Annotated in this window: 9 protein-coding genes and 3 pseudogenes; 3 read left to right on the top strand and 9 right to left on the bottom strand. The window is 63.1% G+C overall.

The features are described 5' to 3' along the window. Window positions 1-306: 306 nt before the first annotated feature. Window positions 307-1,587, top strand: a complete 1,281-nt coding sequence (locus MPSD_RS17890; protein ID WP_020786862.1) for a PE family protein — start codon at window positions 307-309, stop codon at window positions 1,585-1,587. 268 nt (window positions 1,588-1,855) lie between these two features. Here MPSD_RS17890 and MPSD_RS17885 read toward each other — a convergent pair whose 3' ends face one another. The 6 genes and pseudogenes from MPSD_RS17885 to MPSD_RS29545 form a co-directional block, all read right to left on the bottom strand. Next, window positions 1,856-4,033: a glutamine synthetase III family protein gene (locus MPSD_RS17885; RefSeq protein WP_086085672.1), complete on the bottom strand. Its 2,178-nt coding sequence runs from the start codon at window positions 4,031-4,033 to the stop codon at window positions 1,856-1,858. A gap of 398 nt (window positions 4,034-4,431) precedes the next feature. Then, window positions 4,432-5,163: a TetR/AcrR family transcriptional regulator gene (locus MPSD_RS17880; protein ID WP_020786865.1), complete on the bottom strand. Its 732-nt coding sequence runs from the start codon at window positions 5,161-5,163 to the stop codon at window positions 4,432-4,434. Window positions 5,164-5,234: 71 nt separating this feature from the next. Next, window positions 5,235-6,437 (bottom strand): ISAs1-like element IS2404/ISMul1 family transposase, encoded by a 1,203-nt coding sequence (locus MPSD_RS17875; RefSeq protein WP_420811896.1) that lies wholly within the window; start codon window positions 6,435-6,437, stop codon window positions 5,235-5,237. Window positions 6,438-6,945: 508 nt separating this feature from the next. After that, a complete protein-coding gene (locus MPSD_RS30285) occupies window positions 6,946-7,074 on the bottom strand; it encodes a hypothetical protein (protein WP_020725846.1) in 129 nt (42 codons plus the stop codon). 105 nt (window positions 7,075-7,179) lie between these two features. Next, on the bottom strand, window positions 7,180-9,189 hold the full coding sequence (locus tag MPSD_RS17860) for an ATP-binding protein (protein WP_232022886.1): 2,010 nt from the start codon (window positions 9,187-9,189) through the stop codon (window positions 7,180-7,182). 234 nt (window positions 9,190-9,423) lie between these two features. Continuing rightward, window positions 9,424-9,609, bottom strand: a pseudogene (locus tag MPSD_RS29545) (hypothetical protein); the annotation flags it as partial. 173 nt (window positions 9,610-9,782) lie between these two features. On the opposite strand from MPSD_RS29545, the gene MPSD_RS17850 reads away from it, so the two are divergent. Further along, a complete protein-coding gene (locus MPSD_RS17850; protein ID WP_420811938.1) occupies window positions 9,783-10,985 on the top strand; it encodes an ISAs1-like element IS2404/ISMul1 family transposase in 1,203 nt (400 codons plus the stop codon). An 18-nt stretch (window positions 10,986-11,003) separates the two neighbouring features. On the opposite strand, the pseudogene MPSD_RS17845 reads toward MPSD_RS17850, so the two are convergent. After that, a pseudogene (locus MPSD_RS17845) lies at window positions 11,004-11,672 on the bottom strand (serine/threonine-protein kinase); the annotation flags it as partial. An 805-nt stretch (window positions 11,673-12,477) separates the two neighbouring features. Here MPSD_RS17845 and MPSD_RS31070 point away from each other — a divergent pair. After that, window positions 12,478-13,068 (top strand): annotated as a pseudogene (locus MPSD_RS31070) (PPE family protein); the annotation flags it as partial. Between the two features lie 895 nt (window positions 13,069-13,963). Here the strand turns inward: MPSD_RS31070 and MPSD_RS17835 are convergent. Both MPSD_RS17835 and MPSD_RS17825 read right to left on the bottom strand, forming a co-directional pair. Next, complete coding sequence (locus tag MPSD_RS17835) at window positions 13,964-15,166, bottom strand: ISAs1-like element IS2404/ISMul1 family transposase (RefSeq protein ID WP_420811934.1); 1,203 nt, start codon at window positions 15,164-15,166, stop codon at window positions 13,964-13,966. A gap of 250 nt (window positions 15,167-15,416) precedes the next feature. After that, window positions 15,417-16,556, bottom strand: coding sequence for a BTAD domain-containing putative transcriptional regulator (locus MPSD_RS17825; protein ID WP_086084933.1), 1,140 nt, complete (start codon window positions 16,554-16,556; stop codon window positions 15,417-15,419). Window positions 16,557-16,663: the final 107 nt, after the last annotated feature.

Raw genomic sequence — 16,663 nt, 5'->3', positions numbered from 1 at the left:
ATTTGCTACGGATGAGATTGGGTATCGATGAGCGCCGTCGGTCACAAGAGCATTTCGAACCAAACATGTTCGGTGACAGTCCTCTTGGCGGCAGCGGCACGCACTCTTGATGGCCGTGCACCGGCACGCAGTTGGCGCCTGCCGCTATGCTGGGGCGCCGGCGAGTTCGCGAGCGGAGCCTCAGGGTGCGTGAATCCTGAGCTGTCTTCCCGGATCGGGCTAACATTTCGGCTGATAGCTGATAGTTTTTGTGAAGTCGCGATCCGATGACTGTCGGGTTTTGGTAGTTGGAGTTGGAGTACGTTCATGCCGCACGTGACCACTTCGCCGAACCTGCTGGCCGCCACGGCCGGGGATTTGGCCGCGATCGCTTCGACGATGCGCCAAGCCAGTGCGGCTGCCGCGGCCCCGACGGCGGCCGTGCAGCCCGCGGGCGGCGACATCGTCTCGGCAGGAATCGCGTCGTTGTTCGGCGCGCACGCCTACAACTACCAGGTTCTCAGTGCCAAAGCAGCGGAGTTTCACGACCGGTTTGTCGAGATCCTGCAAACGAGCGCGCAAGCGTACGGCTCCACCGAGGCCACCAACGCCTCGCCGTTGGAGAAGGCGATCGGCGTGTTCACCGCGCCGGCAGAGGGGCAGGCCGGGGGACCCGGAACGGGAAACGGCGCCATCGGCGGCGGTCTGCATGGCGGTGCCGGCGGATTTGGCGATGTCGGTCAACCCACCGCTAACGCCGCACCGGTCGGACCCGCCGGCGCTACGGCCGCGGCCGGAACCGGAGGCAGTCCCGCCCAGGCCACGGTGCACTCCGGACCTGCGGCCGGCAACGGAGATGCTGCGTCGGTGGGCACCGGCGTACAACACGGCGGTGCCGGAGGTGGTAGCGGAGACGGCATGGCTAGCTCGCACGTCAGCGACGGCGGCGCGGCCAGGGCCGGCGGGGCGGCTAACTCGGCCGGCGGTACCGACGCGGCCGCCAGCTCGAGCGGAGCAGGCGGCGGTGGTTCGGCGGGCCAAGGTGTTGCCAGCACCGGTGGTGACCACGGTGCCGGTGCGACCAGCTCGGCCAGCGGCCACAGTCCTGGTCATGGCGTCGGGCTCGGCTCCGGCCTTGGCAGGTCATTGGATGGATATGGCACGGCCGCCTTGGCAGGCGGGCCGTTGGGGGCCGTGGGCAGCGGTGCCCCTGGAGCCGTCGGCGGTGTGGGCGAACTGTTGGCGCCGACGGCAACATCGGCGCTGCCGACAGCGGCCTCCGCGACGGCCGAACCTTCCTTGACGATGTCGACTAAAGCTCAACTGGTGCATGCAACCAACCCGCTGCAGCCGGTCAACCCGGCCCACTCGGACAGTTCGGCGAACCAAGGCGGTCCGGCGCGGCGGACCGGGGTTGAGCGCGACGGGCCGACCTTGTTCCTTCCGCTGACGAGCCTTCGTGGATTGCGCCGGCATTCAAAGAAGCGCTCGGGGCTTCGGGCCCAGAGCGGACGGTTGCGCGACTCCGGTGACGCGGTGAGCAGCCCGCGGTGGGAGCCTGACGACCTGTTGCGCGCTCTGGGTCTACGCCCGCCCGGACACCAGTAGGTGTCGCATCTAGCTGCGTAGTGCCGCGGGTGATTGCCGTGCACCGGCGTCGGTCGGGCGCGGCAGGGCTGGTGCCTATCACGGGATCAAGAGACCGGTGAAATCGCTCAAATATTGACGTGGCATCCGGTCGCGTGGGGATGGCGGCCGGCCTCGATGAGCAACCGGGTGCGCAGCAGCGGCCCCGGTGCTAGCGCAGAGCGCCGGGCGTGGGGGCTGAATCACCAGTGTCCGCTGACGCGGCCGACCCCCACGCCCGACGGGCTCATCACAGGATGTAGAGCATCTCCTGGTAGGTGGGAAGCGGCCACAAGTCATTGGCCACAACGCTTTCCAACGTGTCAGCGGCGCAGCGCACCGCGTCCATCGCGGGCAGCAGCGCCTCCTGGGCATGCTTGGCCTCGCTGAGCGCCGAATCCGCCGAGTGCTCGGACAACGCCATCTTCAGTGACGCCAGTGCCGCGGACAGATCCGACAGCGGAGCCGAAATCGCTTCCAGCGCGACCATGCTCGGTTCAACGCCAGCGGCCTTTAGAGCGGCGACGTTCTGGGCGAGTTCGGTCTGGTAGCGCATCGCCGCCGGCAGGATAACCGTCGTCCCCATCTCCAACGTCAGCCTCGCCTCGACCGCGATGGTCAGCGCGTACTGCTCCAAACGGACCTCGTAGCGGCTGTGCAGCTCTCGTTCATTGAAGACGTCGTACTTGTGGAAAAGGTCGATCGACTCCGGCTTGATCAACTCGGGAATGGCGTCCAGCGTGGTCTTGAGGTTCGGCAAGCCTCGTTCGGCCGCCTCGACCTGCCAGTTCTCCGAATAGCCGTCACCGTTGAACACCACCGCACCGTGTTCGGTGATGATCTCGGTGAGCAGCTTCTGCACCGCGGCGTCGAAGTCCTCCCCGTCCTCGACGGCCTTCTCCAAGACCGTGGCCATGTAGTCGAACGAGTCGGCCATGATCGTGTTGAGGATGGTCATCGGTACCGCAACCGTCTGGCCCGAGCCGGGTGCGCGGAATTCGAACCGGTTGCCGGTGAACGCAAATGGGCTGGTGCGGTTGCGGTCGCCGGGATCGGTGGGTAGCGGCGGCAGGGTGTCGACCCCAATAATCATGGTGCCCTTGCCCTTTGACGAAGTGGCCGCACCTTTGGCGATCTGCTCGAACACATCGGCAAGCTGCTCACCAAGGAAGATCGAGATGATCGCCGGTGGCGCCTCGTTGGCCCCCAACCGGTGGTCGTTGGTGGCCGATGCAACTGAAACCCGAAGCAGCCCAGCATATTTGTGCACGGCACGGATCACCGCGGCGCAGAACACCAGGAACTGCGCATTTTCGTGTGGCGTATCGCCGGGAACCAGCAGTGAGCCGAGCTCGGCATTGCCGACCGAGAAGTTGACGTGCTTACCCGAACCGTTGACCCCCGCGAATGGCTTCTCGTGGAACAGGCATTCCATGCCGTGCTTTTTGGCCAGCGTCTTGAAGACCGTCATCAGCAGCTGCTGGTGGTCAGAAGCGATGTTGGCCCGTTCGAACATCGGCGCCACCTCGAACTGGCCCGGGGCGACCTCGTTGTGGCGGGTCTTGGCGGGAATGCCCAGTTTGAACAGCTCCCGCTCGGTGTCCATCATGAAGCCCAGTACCCGCTCGGGGACTGCGTCGAAGTAGTGGTCGTCGAACTCCTGGCCCTTGGGTGGCTTGGCGCCGAAGACGGTGCGACCGGCGTTGACCAGGTCGGGCCGCGCCACGAAGAAGTGCCTGTCGACCAGGAAGTACTCCTGTTCTGGACCGCAGAACGAGACGACCTTGTTGAGTTCCTTGTGGCCGAACAGTTTCAGAATGCGCTCGGCATGGATGCCCATGGCCTGCTGGCTGCGCAGCAGCGGCGTCTTGTAGTCGAGGGCATCCCCGGTCATCGAGACGAAAATCGTGGGAATGCACAGGGTGTTGCCGTTCGGGTTTTCCAGAACATAGGCCGGGCTGGTGACGTCCCAGCCGGTGTAGCCGCGCGCCTCGAACGTGCTGCGCAACCCGCCGGACGGGAAACTCGACGCGTCGGGCTCACCCTGGATCAGCGTCTTGCCCGCGAACTCGGCCATCGTCTGTCCGTCGGCGGTGGGTTCCAAGAAGCTGTCGTGCTTTTCGGCGGTCAACCCCGTCATCGGGTAGAAGACGTGAGCGTAGTGGGTGGCGCCCTTCTCCAGCGCCCAGTCCTTCATCGCCACCGCGACCGCGTCGGCGACCGCAGGGTCGAGCCTGGCGCCTTTGTCGATGGTGGCGAGGACCGACTTGAACACCGCTTTTGGCAGCCGTGCCTGCATCTCCGCTTTGGTGAAGACGTTGGAGCCGAAGATCTCGCCCGGGGCCTCGCCCGCGACGAAACTGACGGCTGGGGGGACATATGCCTCGACGTTGTTGATCGCCTGCAGGCGAACTGCGTTTCCGCTCAACTGAGCTCCTACCAGTAAGGGGGTCCGCGACGTCCTGCACCGCGGAAGGCGGACCGCCTCACCATAGGAAGCATCGATGCCAAACTTGTTACGCCGGTGTCAACGATGTGTCCGCAACGGTTGCGAACGTGAGACACCGACCGGGGCGTGCTGGCCCGGAACCCAAGAACCCCGGGCCGGCACGGGTGCCGGATCGCATGGCGCGGGTAAACCGGATAAACAGCGAAGCCGGTAGCGCCGATTGCGGCGGGCCGGCACCGAACACGGGAATCTACTCGACGATTCCGCCGCCTCGACCGGCCCACCGCACCAAGACTGTCTCCCGGCGCCACTTGTCGACCAGGCCCGCGCTGCCGATGACGACGGCGAGCACGCCCGATCAACGATGGGCGCGGGACCTAGATTTCCCCAGTGAGGTAACGCTGCAGGTTCGGCGCGATGGCTCGCGCGATGTCCTCTGCCGGCATCGAGGCGAACGGCTCGATCTGCAAGATGTAGCGAGCCATGACGACGCCCAGCAATTGCGACGCGACTAGCTGGGCACGGATCATGCCCGTTCCCGCTGGATTGTCGACCAGCGACGCCATCTCGGCGGTGACGACTTCTTGCAGGAATGAGCGTGCCAAGTCCACATCGCCGCCGCCGAACAGGGAGCGCAGCGAGGCGATCAACCCCGTGCCGAGTTCGGAATCCCACATCGGCAGCAGCATGGACGGCAGCGCGAATCCGAGTTCAGCGGTTGGGGTGTTCTGCATGCGTTTCAGCACGAGCTTTGGGTCGATGGGAAGGTGGATCGCGGCGGCGAACAGCTGCTGCTTGGTGCCGAAGTAGTGATGCACGAGCGCCGCATCGACATCTGCCGCCGCGGCCACCGCCCGTATCGATGTTCGGTCGATACCGTTGCTCGCAAACAGTTCGCGAGCACTGGCGAGAATGCGCTGCCGAGTGTCGGAGCTGTTGCCACGGGGGCGACCGGGCCGGCGGCGCCGCTCGTTGGCGGGCGCGTTACCACCCCTGGTGTTGTCGACGTTGCGTGGCTTGTTGTGGGCCGATACATCTCGCGCGCCAAGCAGTTCCCCAGAACTACGAAGCCTTCTGGCTTGGGCCGGGTGCGTGGTTGTCGGCTGCATGCTCGCCGTCGTGGTGTTGTGAAGAACGGTACGTGCGCCTCGGAACGGGGCCAGGGCTCCGGCGTTGTTGATTAGCAGGCTTGTGAGCTGGGGAATTGTGGATTGAGGAGGTCTAGGCGGCGGTTGGCGGTCAAAGCGGTGATCCGGCAGGCTTCGGCGATGTTGTCGGCGCCGTTGAGGCGGTGCAGATTGATCGCGGTGTTGCGTAGCGTTGCTAGGACCTGTGCGCCGTTTCCGGTATGTGCCCTTTGACGGTCTTCGTCGAAGGTGACGTCGCGTATCCAGTGCAGGCTGTTCTCGATTCCCCAGTGTTGACGCATCCAGGTCATGATCGCGGTAGGGCGGGCGTGCTCGAACGGCAGGCTGCAAATGGCATAGACCACCTCCACGCTGCGCTGGTCGGTGGCGGTGATCAAGCGTTCACGAGTGATCCGGATGATTTGTTTTGCGTAGGGGAAGCCGATTCCTCGTGCAGCGGTGATGATTTGCAGGGTGCGGGTCTCGACACGGCCGTGGCCGCGGGAGTCGTCGGTAGCGGCTGCGGGCACCTCGGCCCAGGGCAGCGCGGTGATACGCGCAAATATTTTGGCTTGGTTGGACTTGACGATCATCAGGTAGTGCGACTTCAAGGTGGCGCAGATCAACTTCGCGGTGACGACCTGGGTATGCATCGCATCCACGGTGACCAGCCACCGCAAGCTACCCGGCAGCAGCGTGAGCAGGGCACGTACGCAGGGAATTTCATTGCTTTTCTCGGCGACAGCGAGTTGACCGAGCACCAATCGGGCACGGTGGGCGAACACCGACACGAGATGCGTGGCTGTCGCTTTGGCGCGTAAAGCACCACGCAGCATCTTGCCGTCCAACGCGATCGGCACCAATCCACTGGGGTCGCTGCTGGCCACGTGTGCAGTGAAGTAACTGCCCATCCTGGCGTTGAGGTCGGCGGGGTCTAGCCGAGACAAAACAGCGCGGAAGGTCTTCTCACTGGGCCGCCGGAACCGGACCCCTAATTGGGCCAACACATCATCGGGAGCGGTGGCCGCCCATGTGGCAAAACCAGCATAGCCGCGCATCCCCGCGGCAGTGGCCAGAACCGCGATCGCCAACAAAGCCATCAGCGAATACCTCCGACCGCGTGGGCCCCTCGGGTCTGGCACCGAGGCCAACACATCGAGAAACTCCGATCCGATGAACTCGCTGCGCTCACCAGGACTCCAGCGGTCGAACACCTCTGGAACCGACGACACACGCAATACTGAAACGGTAGGCACGGGCAACTCCAGACCAACGACGAACAGTAACCAACTCGATCGTTCTCCAGATAGCCCGTGCCTACACTCCGGCCCCAATAGCGCGGCACCAAAGATCATCAACCCAGCTCACAAGCCTGCTAATCAACAACGCCGGAGCCCTGGGAACGGGGCTTTGTCTATCACGGCTTCTTCCTTTCTGGGAAGCGCTTCTTGACCGCGTCACTTGCACGGGCAAACGCCATCGTTTGTTGCGCGCAGATTTGCCGCGGCGGTAGTAGCGGTTGTGTTGTGGTGTGCACGTCGGCATGCGTCATTGCGCTGACGTGTTTCCGCTGTCCGGCGGCTGGCGTGAGTGAATGAAACTCGAGTTGCCGCGACGCGGATGGGGGCGAGCCGTAGCGGGGCAGGTTGACGTCGCCGACCTGGCACCTGTGGATCCGGCTGCCTGGAACCGTGTTGGGTTCGCATGTCAGCACTATCGGGTTCCGACCTTTACAAATCCTTACCGTCGCCCGGTCGGTCGGCGTCAATCGCCGATGATCACCGGGGCAACCCGCGTTAAGCGGTGCAATTTCTCGCGTGCGGTGTTTGAATAGTCGGGCATTTCCCCAGGTTGTGGGATTTCCAACCAGCCGCCGGTGATCTTGGGCGTCACTGTTGAACCGCAGGGCGCAAAGGGCCGCTGGGGTTACGGCGCGCCGCTTATCCGGGTGAGCCGTCTAGGGGACAGGCCACGTAGGCCCGCAAAAGGTAGTTCTCATCATTCGCCCATGGCGACCATGACGGCCTGTTGAAAGCTCAGCGCGCTGCCTTGGTTCCAAGCCGCCTGATATTCCGCGTCGTCGAGCCCGGCGCGGGAGCGCTGTTCACACTCGTCGTGAAGTCCGGAGAAAAGTGCCATCAGCGGAAATCCAGTAGCCGGGCTCAGCACATTGGCCGCCGCCATCAACACGACGGCACGCCGGAAGTCCTCATTGGATCCGGCGCACCACGCCAGTGCCTCAAAATACTGCGCGGCCATCCACCGATCATTGAGTGCTCGACAAATTTGGATACCCTGCTGGAGCTGTTGCTCGGCGCGTTCGAACTCGCCTCGGCGCCATGAACTAATTCCGGTGCATACCAACACATATGATCGTTGCAACGATTCGCCGTGGGATTCGGACACGGCAAGGGCCTTCTCGAACCAGTCTGACGCATTCTCAACATCGCCCCAAAAGAGAGAGTCCCAACCCATGAGCAACATCGCGCAGCCCTTGGATTGCAGGTCGTCGGTTGCCGACGCAGCACGTCGGAGACAGTCTCGCGCGCGTTCGAAATCACCGTTGATCATCGCCATATGGCCGTCGGTGCATTCGAGCACGGCAATTACTCGTCGATCGGCCAGCGATTCGTAAAGTTGGCGTGCCTGCGCGACTAGCTCCGTCGCTCTCGGCAAATTGCCGCGAAAATTTGCGAACTCCGAAATGTGAGCCAACGCTCGGATGCGTTCGGGGCTGGGTAGGGGTGGTAACGCAGTCAGCGCGAGATCCAGCCAGCGGTACCCTTCGCTGAACATTCCGCGCGGAATCCAGATCTCGCGCAAATTTGCGGCCAATTCCAGCGCGGTGGCAGGTTCATGGGTGATGCAGAATTGCAGCGCTTCGCGCAGGTTAGGCGTTTCTGCGGTGAGACGACTCAACCATTCGATTTGTTGAGGTCCAAACCAATCGCTGTACGCTTGCGTCGCCAGACGGTGGTAGTAGTCGGCTTGGCGGTGGCGCAGTTGGTGGTGTTCGGCAGCGCTGAGGTGGGTGCGGCCGTAGTCGCGCAGGGTGTCGAGCAATCGGAACCGAACTTGGCCATCGTGCTCGGTGCGGATCAGGATGGACTTGTCGACAAGCGTGCACATCACATCCAGACACTGCTCGTCGAGCAAACTGCCGGCGCTCACATGCCGGGCGGCGGGCAGATCGAAACTGCCGGCGAAGACCGACAGTATTGCCCACAGGTGTTGTTCGGTGGGGGTACACAGGTCATGGCTCCACGCCACACAGCTGACGAGGTTTTGTTGCCGGGTGGGCGCACCGCGGTGGCCACGGCTGAGTAGGCGGTAGCGGTCCGCCAGACCGTCGGCGATCTGCTCGATCGACAATGCCCGTAGCCGGGCTGCCGCCAGCTCAATCGCCAGCGGCAAGCCGTCCAGGCGCGCGCAGACGCGGGCCACCGCCGCCGCATTGGCGTGGGTCAGGCGGAACTCGGGGACCCCGGCCCGGGCGCGAGCAACGAACAACTCCACCGCGTCATAGCGGGCCAGACTGCCCAGCGTGGAGTCGGCATCGGTTTCGGGCACCGCGAGTGGCATCAACGGTAGGACAGATTCCCCATCGATATCGAGGACTTCACGGCTGGTAGCCAGAATGTGTAGCTGCGGGCAGTGGTGCAGCAAGTTGTCGACCTGTTTGGCTACCGCGTCGATGATCTGTTCACAGTTGTCGATCACCAGCAGAGTCATGCCGTGGCCAAGAAATTCGACAAGCACGTCGGTTGGCGGCGCGCCCGTTTGATCGCAGACCCCCAGGGCGGCGATGGCGACCTCAGCTAGCATGTCGCCGTCGCGTAGCTCGGAGAGCTCGACGAGCCACACCTGATCGGAGAACTCGGCGCGCAACTGGCCGGCCGCGGCGATCGCGAGCGTGGTTTTTCCGACTCCACCCATGCCCGTCACCGTCACCAGCCGCGAGCTGTACAACGACTTTCGCAACTGCGCCAGCTCGTCGCGGCGTCCCACCAGCCCGGCCGGCAGAACCGGCACCCGGCCCGGTCCGTAGCGCTCCGCCCCGGAACGCGCCCCCGTCGGTATCCGGCGCGCCGACCGAATTCCCTCCTCACCGTTGGCTTCCGGCAGCGCCATCGCATCAACAGCCAGCCCAAGATCGGCTTGGGCCTGCTGGATCATTTCACCCAGCTTGAGCGCCGAAGGGCGATCCCCGGGCTCGCGGGCCATCGCCGCATTGACCACGTCCGCCACCTGGGTGGGAATATTGTTGTCACGCAAATCCGGGATCGACTCATTGGCGATCCGCAGGAATTGCGCCACCACCTGCTCACCATTGCGCCGTTCGAACGCCGCATCGCCCGTCAATCCGGCAAACAGGCTGGCTCCAAGCGCATACACATCCGACGCGGCGTTAGGCGATTCACCAGCCAACAACTCCGGAGCGGTATAGGCGGGTGACCCCAGGGCTCCGGCGTTGTTGATTAGCAGGCTTGTGAGCTGGGTTGATGATCTTTGGTGCCGCGCTATTGGGGCCGGAGTGTAGGCACGGGCTATCTGGAGAACGATCGAGTTGGTTACTGTTCGTCGTTGGTCTGGAGTTGCCCGTGCCTACCGTTTCAGTATTGCGTGTGTCGTCGGTTCCAGAGGTGTTCGACCGCTGGAGTCCTGGTGAGCGCAGCGAGCTCATCGGATCGGAGTTTCTCGATGTGTTGGCCTCGGTGCCAGACCCGAGGGACCCACGCGGTCGGAGGTATTCGCTGATGGCTTTGTTGGCGATCGCGGTTCTGGCCACTGCCGCGGGGATGCGCGGCTATGCTGGTTTTGCCACATGGGCGGCCACCGCTCCCGATGATGTGTTGGCCCAATTAGGGGTCCGGTTCCGGCGGCCCAGTGAGAAGACCTTCCGCGCTGTTTTGTCTCGGCTAGACCCCGCCGACCTCAACGCCAGGATGGGCAGTTACTTCACTGCACACGTGGCCAGCCGCGACCCCAGTGGATTGGTGCCGATCGCGTTGGACGGCAAGATGCTGCGTGGTGCTTTACGCGCCAAAGCGACAGCCACGCATCTCGTGTCGGTGTTCGCCCACCGTGCCCGATTGGTGCTCGGTCAACTCGCTGTCGCCGAGAAAAGCAATGAAATTCCCTGCGTACGTGCCCTGCTCACGCTGCTGCCGGGTAGCTTGCGGTGGCTGGTCACCGTGGATGCGATGCATACCCAGGTCGTCACCGCGAAGTTGATCTGCGCCACCTTGAAGTCGCACTACCTGATGATCGTCAAGTCCAACCAAGCCAAAATACTTGCGCGTATCACCGCGCTGCCCTGGGCCGAGGTGCCCACAGCCGCTACCGACGACTCCCGCGGCCACGGCCGTGTCGAGACCCGCACCCCGCAAATCATCACCGCTGCACGAGGAATCGGCTTCCCCTACGCAAAACAAATCATCCGGATCACTCGTGAACGCTTGATCACCGCCACCGACCAGCGCAGCGTGGAGGTGGTCTATGCCATCTGCAGCCTGCCCTTCGAGCACGCCCGCCCTACCGCGATCATGACCTGGATGCGTCAACACTGGGGAATCGAGAACAGCCTGCACTGGATACGCGACGTCACCTTCGACGAAGACCGTCAAAGGGCACATACCGGAAACGGCGCACAGGTCCTAGCAACGCTACGCAACACCGCGATCAATCTGCACCGCCTCAACGGCGCCGACAACATCGCCGAAGCCTGCCGGATCACCGCTTTGACCGCCAACCGCCGCCTAGACCTCCTCAATCCACAATTCCCCAGCTCACAAGCCTGCTAATCAACAACGCCGGAGCCCTGCGGGTGACCCGACGAACATCCCGGGCCCGGTCTCAAATCCCGCCTCCATCCGCGCGATGCCGAAGTCGCATAGCGCGGGCTCACCGTAATCAGTGAGCAACACGTTGGCGGGCTTGACGTCGCGGTGCACCACGCCCACCCGATGCGCCGACTCCAAGGCCGCCGCGATCTTCACCCCGATCCGCAGCACCTCCTCGACCGCCAACACCCCATAGCGCTCGATCCGTTGCTGCACAGACCCGCGCCCACAAAACGGCATCACCAAGAACGGCAGACCGCTGGCGGTTTGCCCCACCTGCAGCACCGGCACAATATTGGGACGCGCGGTCAGTCGGGCCATGGCCTGCTCCTCCCGCAGAAACCGCGGCCCCCACTCGTCCACATCGGCGGTCAACGTCTTGACCGCCACCACCCGGCCCAACTCGGCCTGCAGGCAGCGATACACCACCCCATACCCGCCTCGTCCCACCTCATACGCGTCGACAAACCCCAGGTCAGCCAATTCCGGCACCGCATTTGTGATGGTGATTTCGGAAAATTCGCCTACCCCACCGGTCGAACTCGTGGAATTGCGGTGTGGCCCTTGCAGACGACGCAGTACCTCATAGGACTCGTTCTCGGTCACGGCTGGGTCAGATGGGTGCCCACCGGCATCGGTACCCGTCATCGGACCTCCTGCGCCAACACTAGTCCCAGCAACCAGCGCACTCGACTTTCGCACTCGTGCACCGGCTGTATCAATTACCCCAACCGTAACGACTTGCTTTTTCGGAGCTTGTTGTGTGTCCGCTCTGGCCTCGGCAAGTACGCCGGGTGCACTTTACGGACCCACTCGTTGGGCACCATCGTCCCCCGAAATCATCCGGACCGCAGCAATTGCCGCCGCGGCCGGTGGTAGCGCCGCGCCAGGGGGCCGACAGCCATCCCTGCGACGCCGGCCGTAAGTCGCGGCTAGCGAGCTGGCACGGGCGGGATGGGCGGGGAAGGCCGCTGCCGCTCAACCGAATCAGGGGTGATAGGGCGGTCGATGCCCCGCGGTGCTTTTGACCTCCATCGCCCCCGGCCGCGGGCAGCGCCTCGCGCAACACCACTTCGACGGTCAGATCACCCACGCGAACACATGCCCACTTTCGCGCCCGCCCACAGAAATTCATCCAGAACGCTCTGATCATTGCTCTCGCCGCCCGCGTAGGAGTCCAGGCAACCCGGTTCAAGTACGTGGTCGGAGGCGTGCAGGAGGGCTCGGATTTTCTCATGGGTGAGATGCGGCTGGTGTGTGGTTAGCGCCTTTTGCCTGTTCAGTACTGGTGGGATGAATCTATTTGGGCCATGTCGGCAGGCGGAAGGTCTCAATTCTTCCTTTTTTTCTCGTTGCGCAACCTCGGTCGGGCCTGCCGCTGTACCGTCTGTTCCGCTGTAGGACTTTTCGGACATTTGCCCGGGGGCGGGTTTGTGGGAAGGGATAATGGGCGATGAGTTTTTTCGCGTTACCGCCGGAGATCAATTCGGCGTTGATGTTAGCCGGCGCAGGCTCGGCTCCCATGTAGGAGGCCTCCGCTGCCTGGAATGCCTTGGCTTCTGAGCTCGATGCGGCAGCGCAATCGTTTTCCTCGACGACCGCGGAATTAGCCGCCCAGGCCTGGCAGGGGCCGGCGTCCAAAGCGATGCTTGCCGCGGCAGCGCCGTATGCGGGGTGGTTGAACACCGCTGCAACCCACGCGTCGAGTGCATCGGCACAGGCCGAAGCGGTGGTGGGTGCGTTTGAATCGGCGGTGGCAGCCACCGTGCACCCGGAGCTGATAGCGGTCAACCGTTCCAACTTTGTGTCCCTGGTGCTGTCGAACCTGTTCGGGCAGAACGCGCCGGCGATCGCGGCCACCGAGGGAATCTATGAGGAGATGTGGGCACAGGACGTGGCCGCGATGGTGGGATACCACAGCGGAGCGGCCGCCGCTGCTGCCCAGCTGATCTCGCCCGCGGCGTCGGAGTGGCCGAACTATGGCTACGGCAATGTTGGTCAGGGTAATTTCGCGTTCTTCAACAACGGCACGCTGAACTTCGGTATCAGCAATGTCAGTCCGGACTTCACTCCTACTGATCCGATCACGTTGTTTGGTGGGGCGGGGGTCGCGAACAATGGTCTGTTCAATGTTGGTGCGTTCAACGATGGTTCGGTCAATATCGGTATCGGGAACGTTAGCCCGCATTTCACTCCTACTGATCCGCTGACTCAGTTCGGTGGGTTGGGTATCGGCAACGACGGCCTCAACAATGTTGGTGCTTTCAATGTGGGTAGCAACAACTCTGGTCTGCCGTTGCCGGGATTGGGGTTGTTGGGTCTGGCTAACCACGGGACCTTCAACCAGGGTTTCTTCAACACTGGTAACCACAACCTTGGGGCTTTCCTCAACGGCGACAACCTGGTTGGGATCGGCCCCCTGCGCTTCAACAGTGCAGACCTGGCCGGGCTACCAGGGGCGGCGTCGGAGTGGCCGAATTATGGCTATGGCAATGTTGGTCAGGGCAATGTCGGGTTCTTCAACAACGGCACGCTGAACTTCGGTATCAGCAACATCAGTCCGGACTTCACTCCTACTGATCCGATTACCCTGTTCGGGGGGCTCGGCATCGCCAACAACGGTCTGGACAACATCGGCGCCTTCAACAACGGTTCGGTCAATATCGGTATCGGGAACGTCGGCCCGCATTTCACCCCTACTGATCCGCTGACTCAGTTCGGTGGGTTGGGTATCGGCAACGACGGCCTCAACAATGTTGGTGCTTTCAATGTGGGTAGCAACAACTCTAGTCTGCCGTTGCCGGGGTTGGGGTTGTTGGGTCTGGCTAACCATGGGACCTTCAACGAGGGTTTCTTCAACACTGGTAACCACAACCTTGGGGCTTTCCTCAACGGCGACAACCTGGTTGGGATCGGCCCCAGGGCTCCGGCGTTGTTGATTAGCAGGCTTGTGAGCTGGGGAATTGTGGATTGAGGAGGTCTAGGCGGCGGTTGGCGGTCAAAGCGGTGATCCGGCAGGCTTCGGCGATGTTGTCGGCGCCGTTGAGGCGGTGCAGATTGATCGCGGTGTTGCGTAGCGTTGCTAGGACCTGTGCGCCGTTTCCGGTATGTGCCCTTTGACGGTCTTCGTCGAAGGTGACGTCGCGTATCCAGTGCAGGCTGTTCTCGATTCCCCAGTGTTGACGCATCCAGGTCATGATCGCGGTAGGGCGGGCGTGCTCGAACGGCAGGCTGCAGATGGCATAGACCACCTCCACGCTGCGCTGGTCGGTGGCGGTGATCAAGCGTTCACGAGTGATCCGGATGATTTGTTTTGCGTAGGGGAAGCCGATTCCTCGTGCAGCGGTGATGATTTGCAGGGTGCGGGTCTCGACACGGCCGTGGCCGCGGGAGTCGTCGGTAGCGGCTGTGGGCACCTCGGCCCAGGGCAGCGCGGTGATACGCGCAAGTATTTTGGCTTGGTTGGACTTGACGATCATCAGGTAGTGCGACTTCAAGGTGGCGCAGATCAACTTCGCGGTGACGACCTGGGTATGCATCGCATCCACGGTGACCAGCCACCGCAAGCTACCCGGCAGCAGCGTGAGCAGGGCGCGTACGCAGGGAATTTCATTGCTTTTCTCGGCGACAGCGAGTTGACCGAGCACCAATCGGGCACGGTGGGCGAACACCGACACGAGATGCGTGGCTGTCGCTTTGGCGCGTAAAGCACCACGCAGCATCTTGCCGTCCAACGCGATCGGCACCAATCCACTGGGGTCGCTGCTGGCCACGTGTGCAGTGAAGTAACTGCCCATCCTGGCGTTGAGGTCGGCGGGGTCTAGCCGAGACAAAACAGCGCGGAAGGTCTTCTCACTGGGCCGCCGGAACCGGACCCCTAATTGGGCCAACACATCATCGGGAGCGGTGGCCGCCCATGTGGCAAAACCAGCATAGCCGCGCATCCCCGCGGCAGTGGCCAGAACCGCAATCGCCAACAAAGCCATCAGCGAATACCTCCGACCGCGTGGGCCCCTCGGGTCTGGCACCGAGGCCAACACATCGAGAAACTCCGATCCGATGAGCTCGCTGCGCTCACCAGGACTCCAGCGGTCGAACACCTCTGGAACCGACGACACACGCAATACTGAAACGGTAGGCACGGGCAACTCCAGACCAACGACGAACAGTAACCAACTCGATCGTTCTCCAGATAGCCCGTGCCTACACTCCGGCCCCAATAGCGCGGCACCAAAGATCATCAACCCAGCTCACAAGCCTGCTAATCAACAACGCCGGAGCCCTGGGATCGGCCCCCTGCACTTCGACAGATAGATGCGGCTGGGCACAGCCGTGCTGGGCTATCTCGACGATCGACGATGCTCGGCGCATCACGCTCATCGCCGTTGCGGCCTAGGACACCCTGTCGGCTCCGGAGGCGGTTTCGAACATCAACTGGTGTTCGGCAATGCGAATCCGGTCACCTTCGGTTAGCGCGGTGCTGGTATGAACACGCCGACCAGAAACGGAAACGCCGTTCAGTGACCGCAAATCCACGATGACGAAGCTGGACCCGGTGTCAACGATCGCGGCGTGGTGACGGCTGACCTTGCCACCGGAAAGAACGATGTCATTGTCCGGGCTGCGCCCGATCCGGGTGGTGGTCGCGACCAACGGATACCGACGTTCGTTCGCGTCGCGTAGCGAGGGGCCGTGGGTGGCGTCCGGAATGGCCGGCATGTGGACCGACAGGGTGCTGATGGTTTCATCGGCGTTCGACTGGGCGGTCTTGCAGACGTCGAGTGGCCGCTGACGCAGGATTCGTCCATATAGCGCGCGCACCGTAGGAGCGGGGTCGACACCGAGGCCGTCTGCCAGCCTGTCCCGCAGTCGACGATAGGCATCCAGCGCATCGGATTGGCGTTCGGCCAGATAGTAAGCGGTGATCAGCTGCACCCAAAGCGGTTCCCGGTAGGGGTGGTCGGTGGTGAGTCCTTCCAGCTCGCCAATTACCGACTGGGCGCGGCCGCAAGCAATTTCAACTTCCGCGCGAGCGATTTGTGTGACCAGTTTTTCCTCGGCCAGTCCGGTGGCGAAGGCGTCGACGAAGGTGAAGTCGCGTAGGTCGTCGAGCACGGGACCGCGCCACTGGGCAAGCGCGGCCGAGAAGTGGTCGCTAGCCTGTTCAAAGCCCGAAGCCGCGGCGGCCCGTACCCCGGCGTTCTTTTCGGTCACGAAACGGCCGAGGTCGTAGTCGCCGTCAGCAACCGTGAGTCGATATCCCGGCGGCATGTTTGCCAGCAGTTCCCGGGTCTCGATGCCGGCGCCGGCCATCAGGCGACGCAGCTTTGACACATACGCATACAGCGTTTCTCGTGCCCCCGCCGGAGCCCCCTGTTCCCACGCCGCCTCGATCAACGCATCGATTGCGACGGGGCGGTTGCGATTGATCAGCAACGCGGCCAGCACCGCCCGTTGCTTGGGGGTGCCCAACGGCACGGCTACGCCATCGATCGTCATCTCCAATGGCCCGAGGGCGCCGAAACTCAACACGATCTTTCCGCCATCAACCCTGTCGCCCGCCTAGGGGAGCAGCACCGTTCACGACTCCCTATTCTGGGTGAGACGCGAGCCGTTGGCGGTGGGATTACCGAATCGTG

The sequence above is a fragment of the Mycobacterium pseudoshottsii JCM 15466 genome, from assembly GCF_003584745.1.
GTDB classification, from domain to species: domain Bacteria; phylum Actinomycetota; class Actinomycetes; order Mycobacteriales; family Mycobacteriaceae; genus Mycobacterium; species Mycobacterium marinum.
Note: the sequence above shows the minus strand (reverse complement) of the source record. Positions and strands in the feature narration are given on the sequence as shown.

Bases quoted from the DNA above. Each gene is read 5' to 3' on its own strand.
- MPSD_RS17890 (WP_020786862.1), top strand. From the start codon at position 307: ATGCCGCACGTGACCACTTCGCCGAACCTGCTGGCCGCCACGGCCGGG.
- MPSD_RS17880 (WP_020786865.1), bottom strand. From the start codon at position 5,163: ATGCAGCCGACAACCACGCACCCGGCCCAAGCCAGAAGGCTTCGTAGT.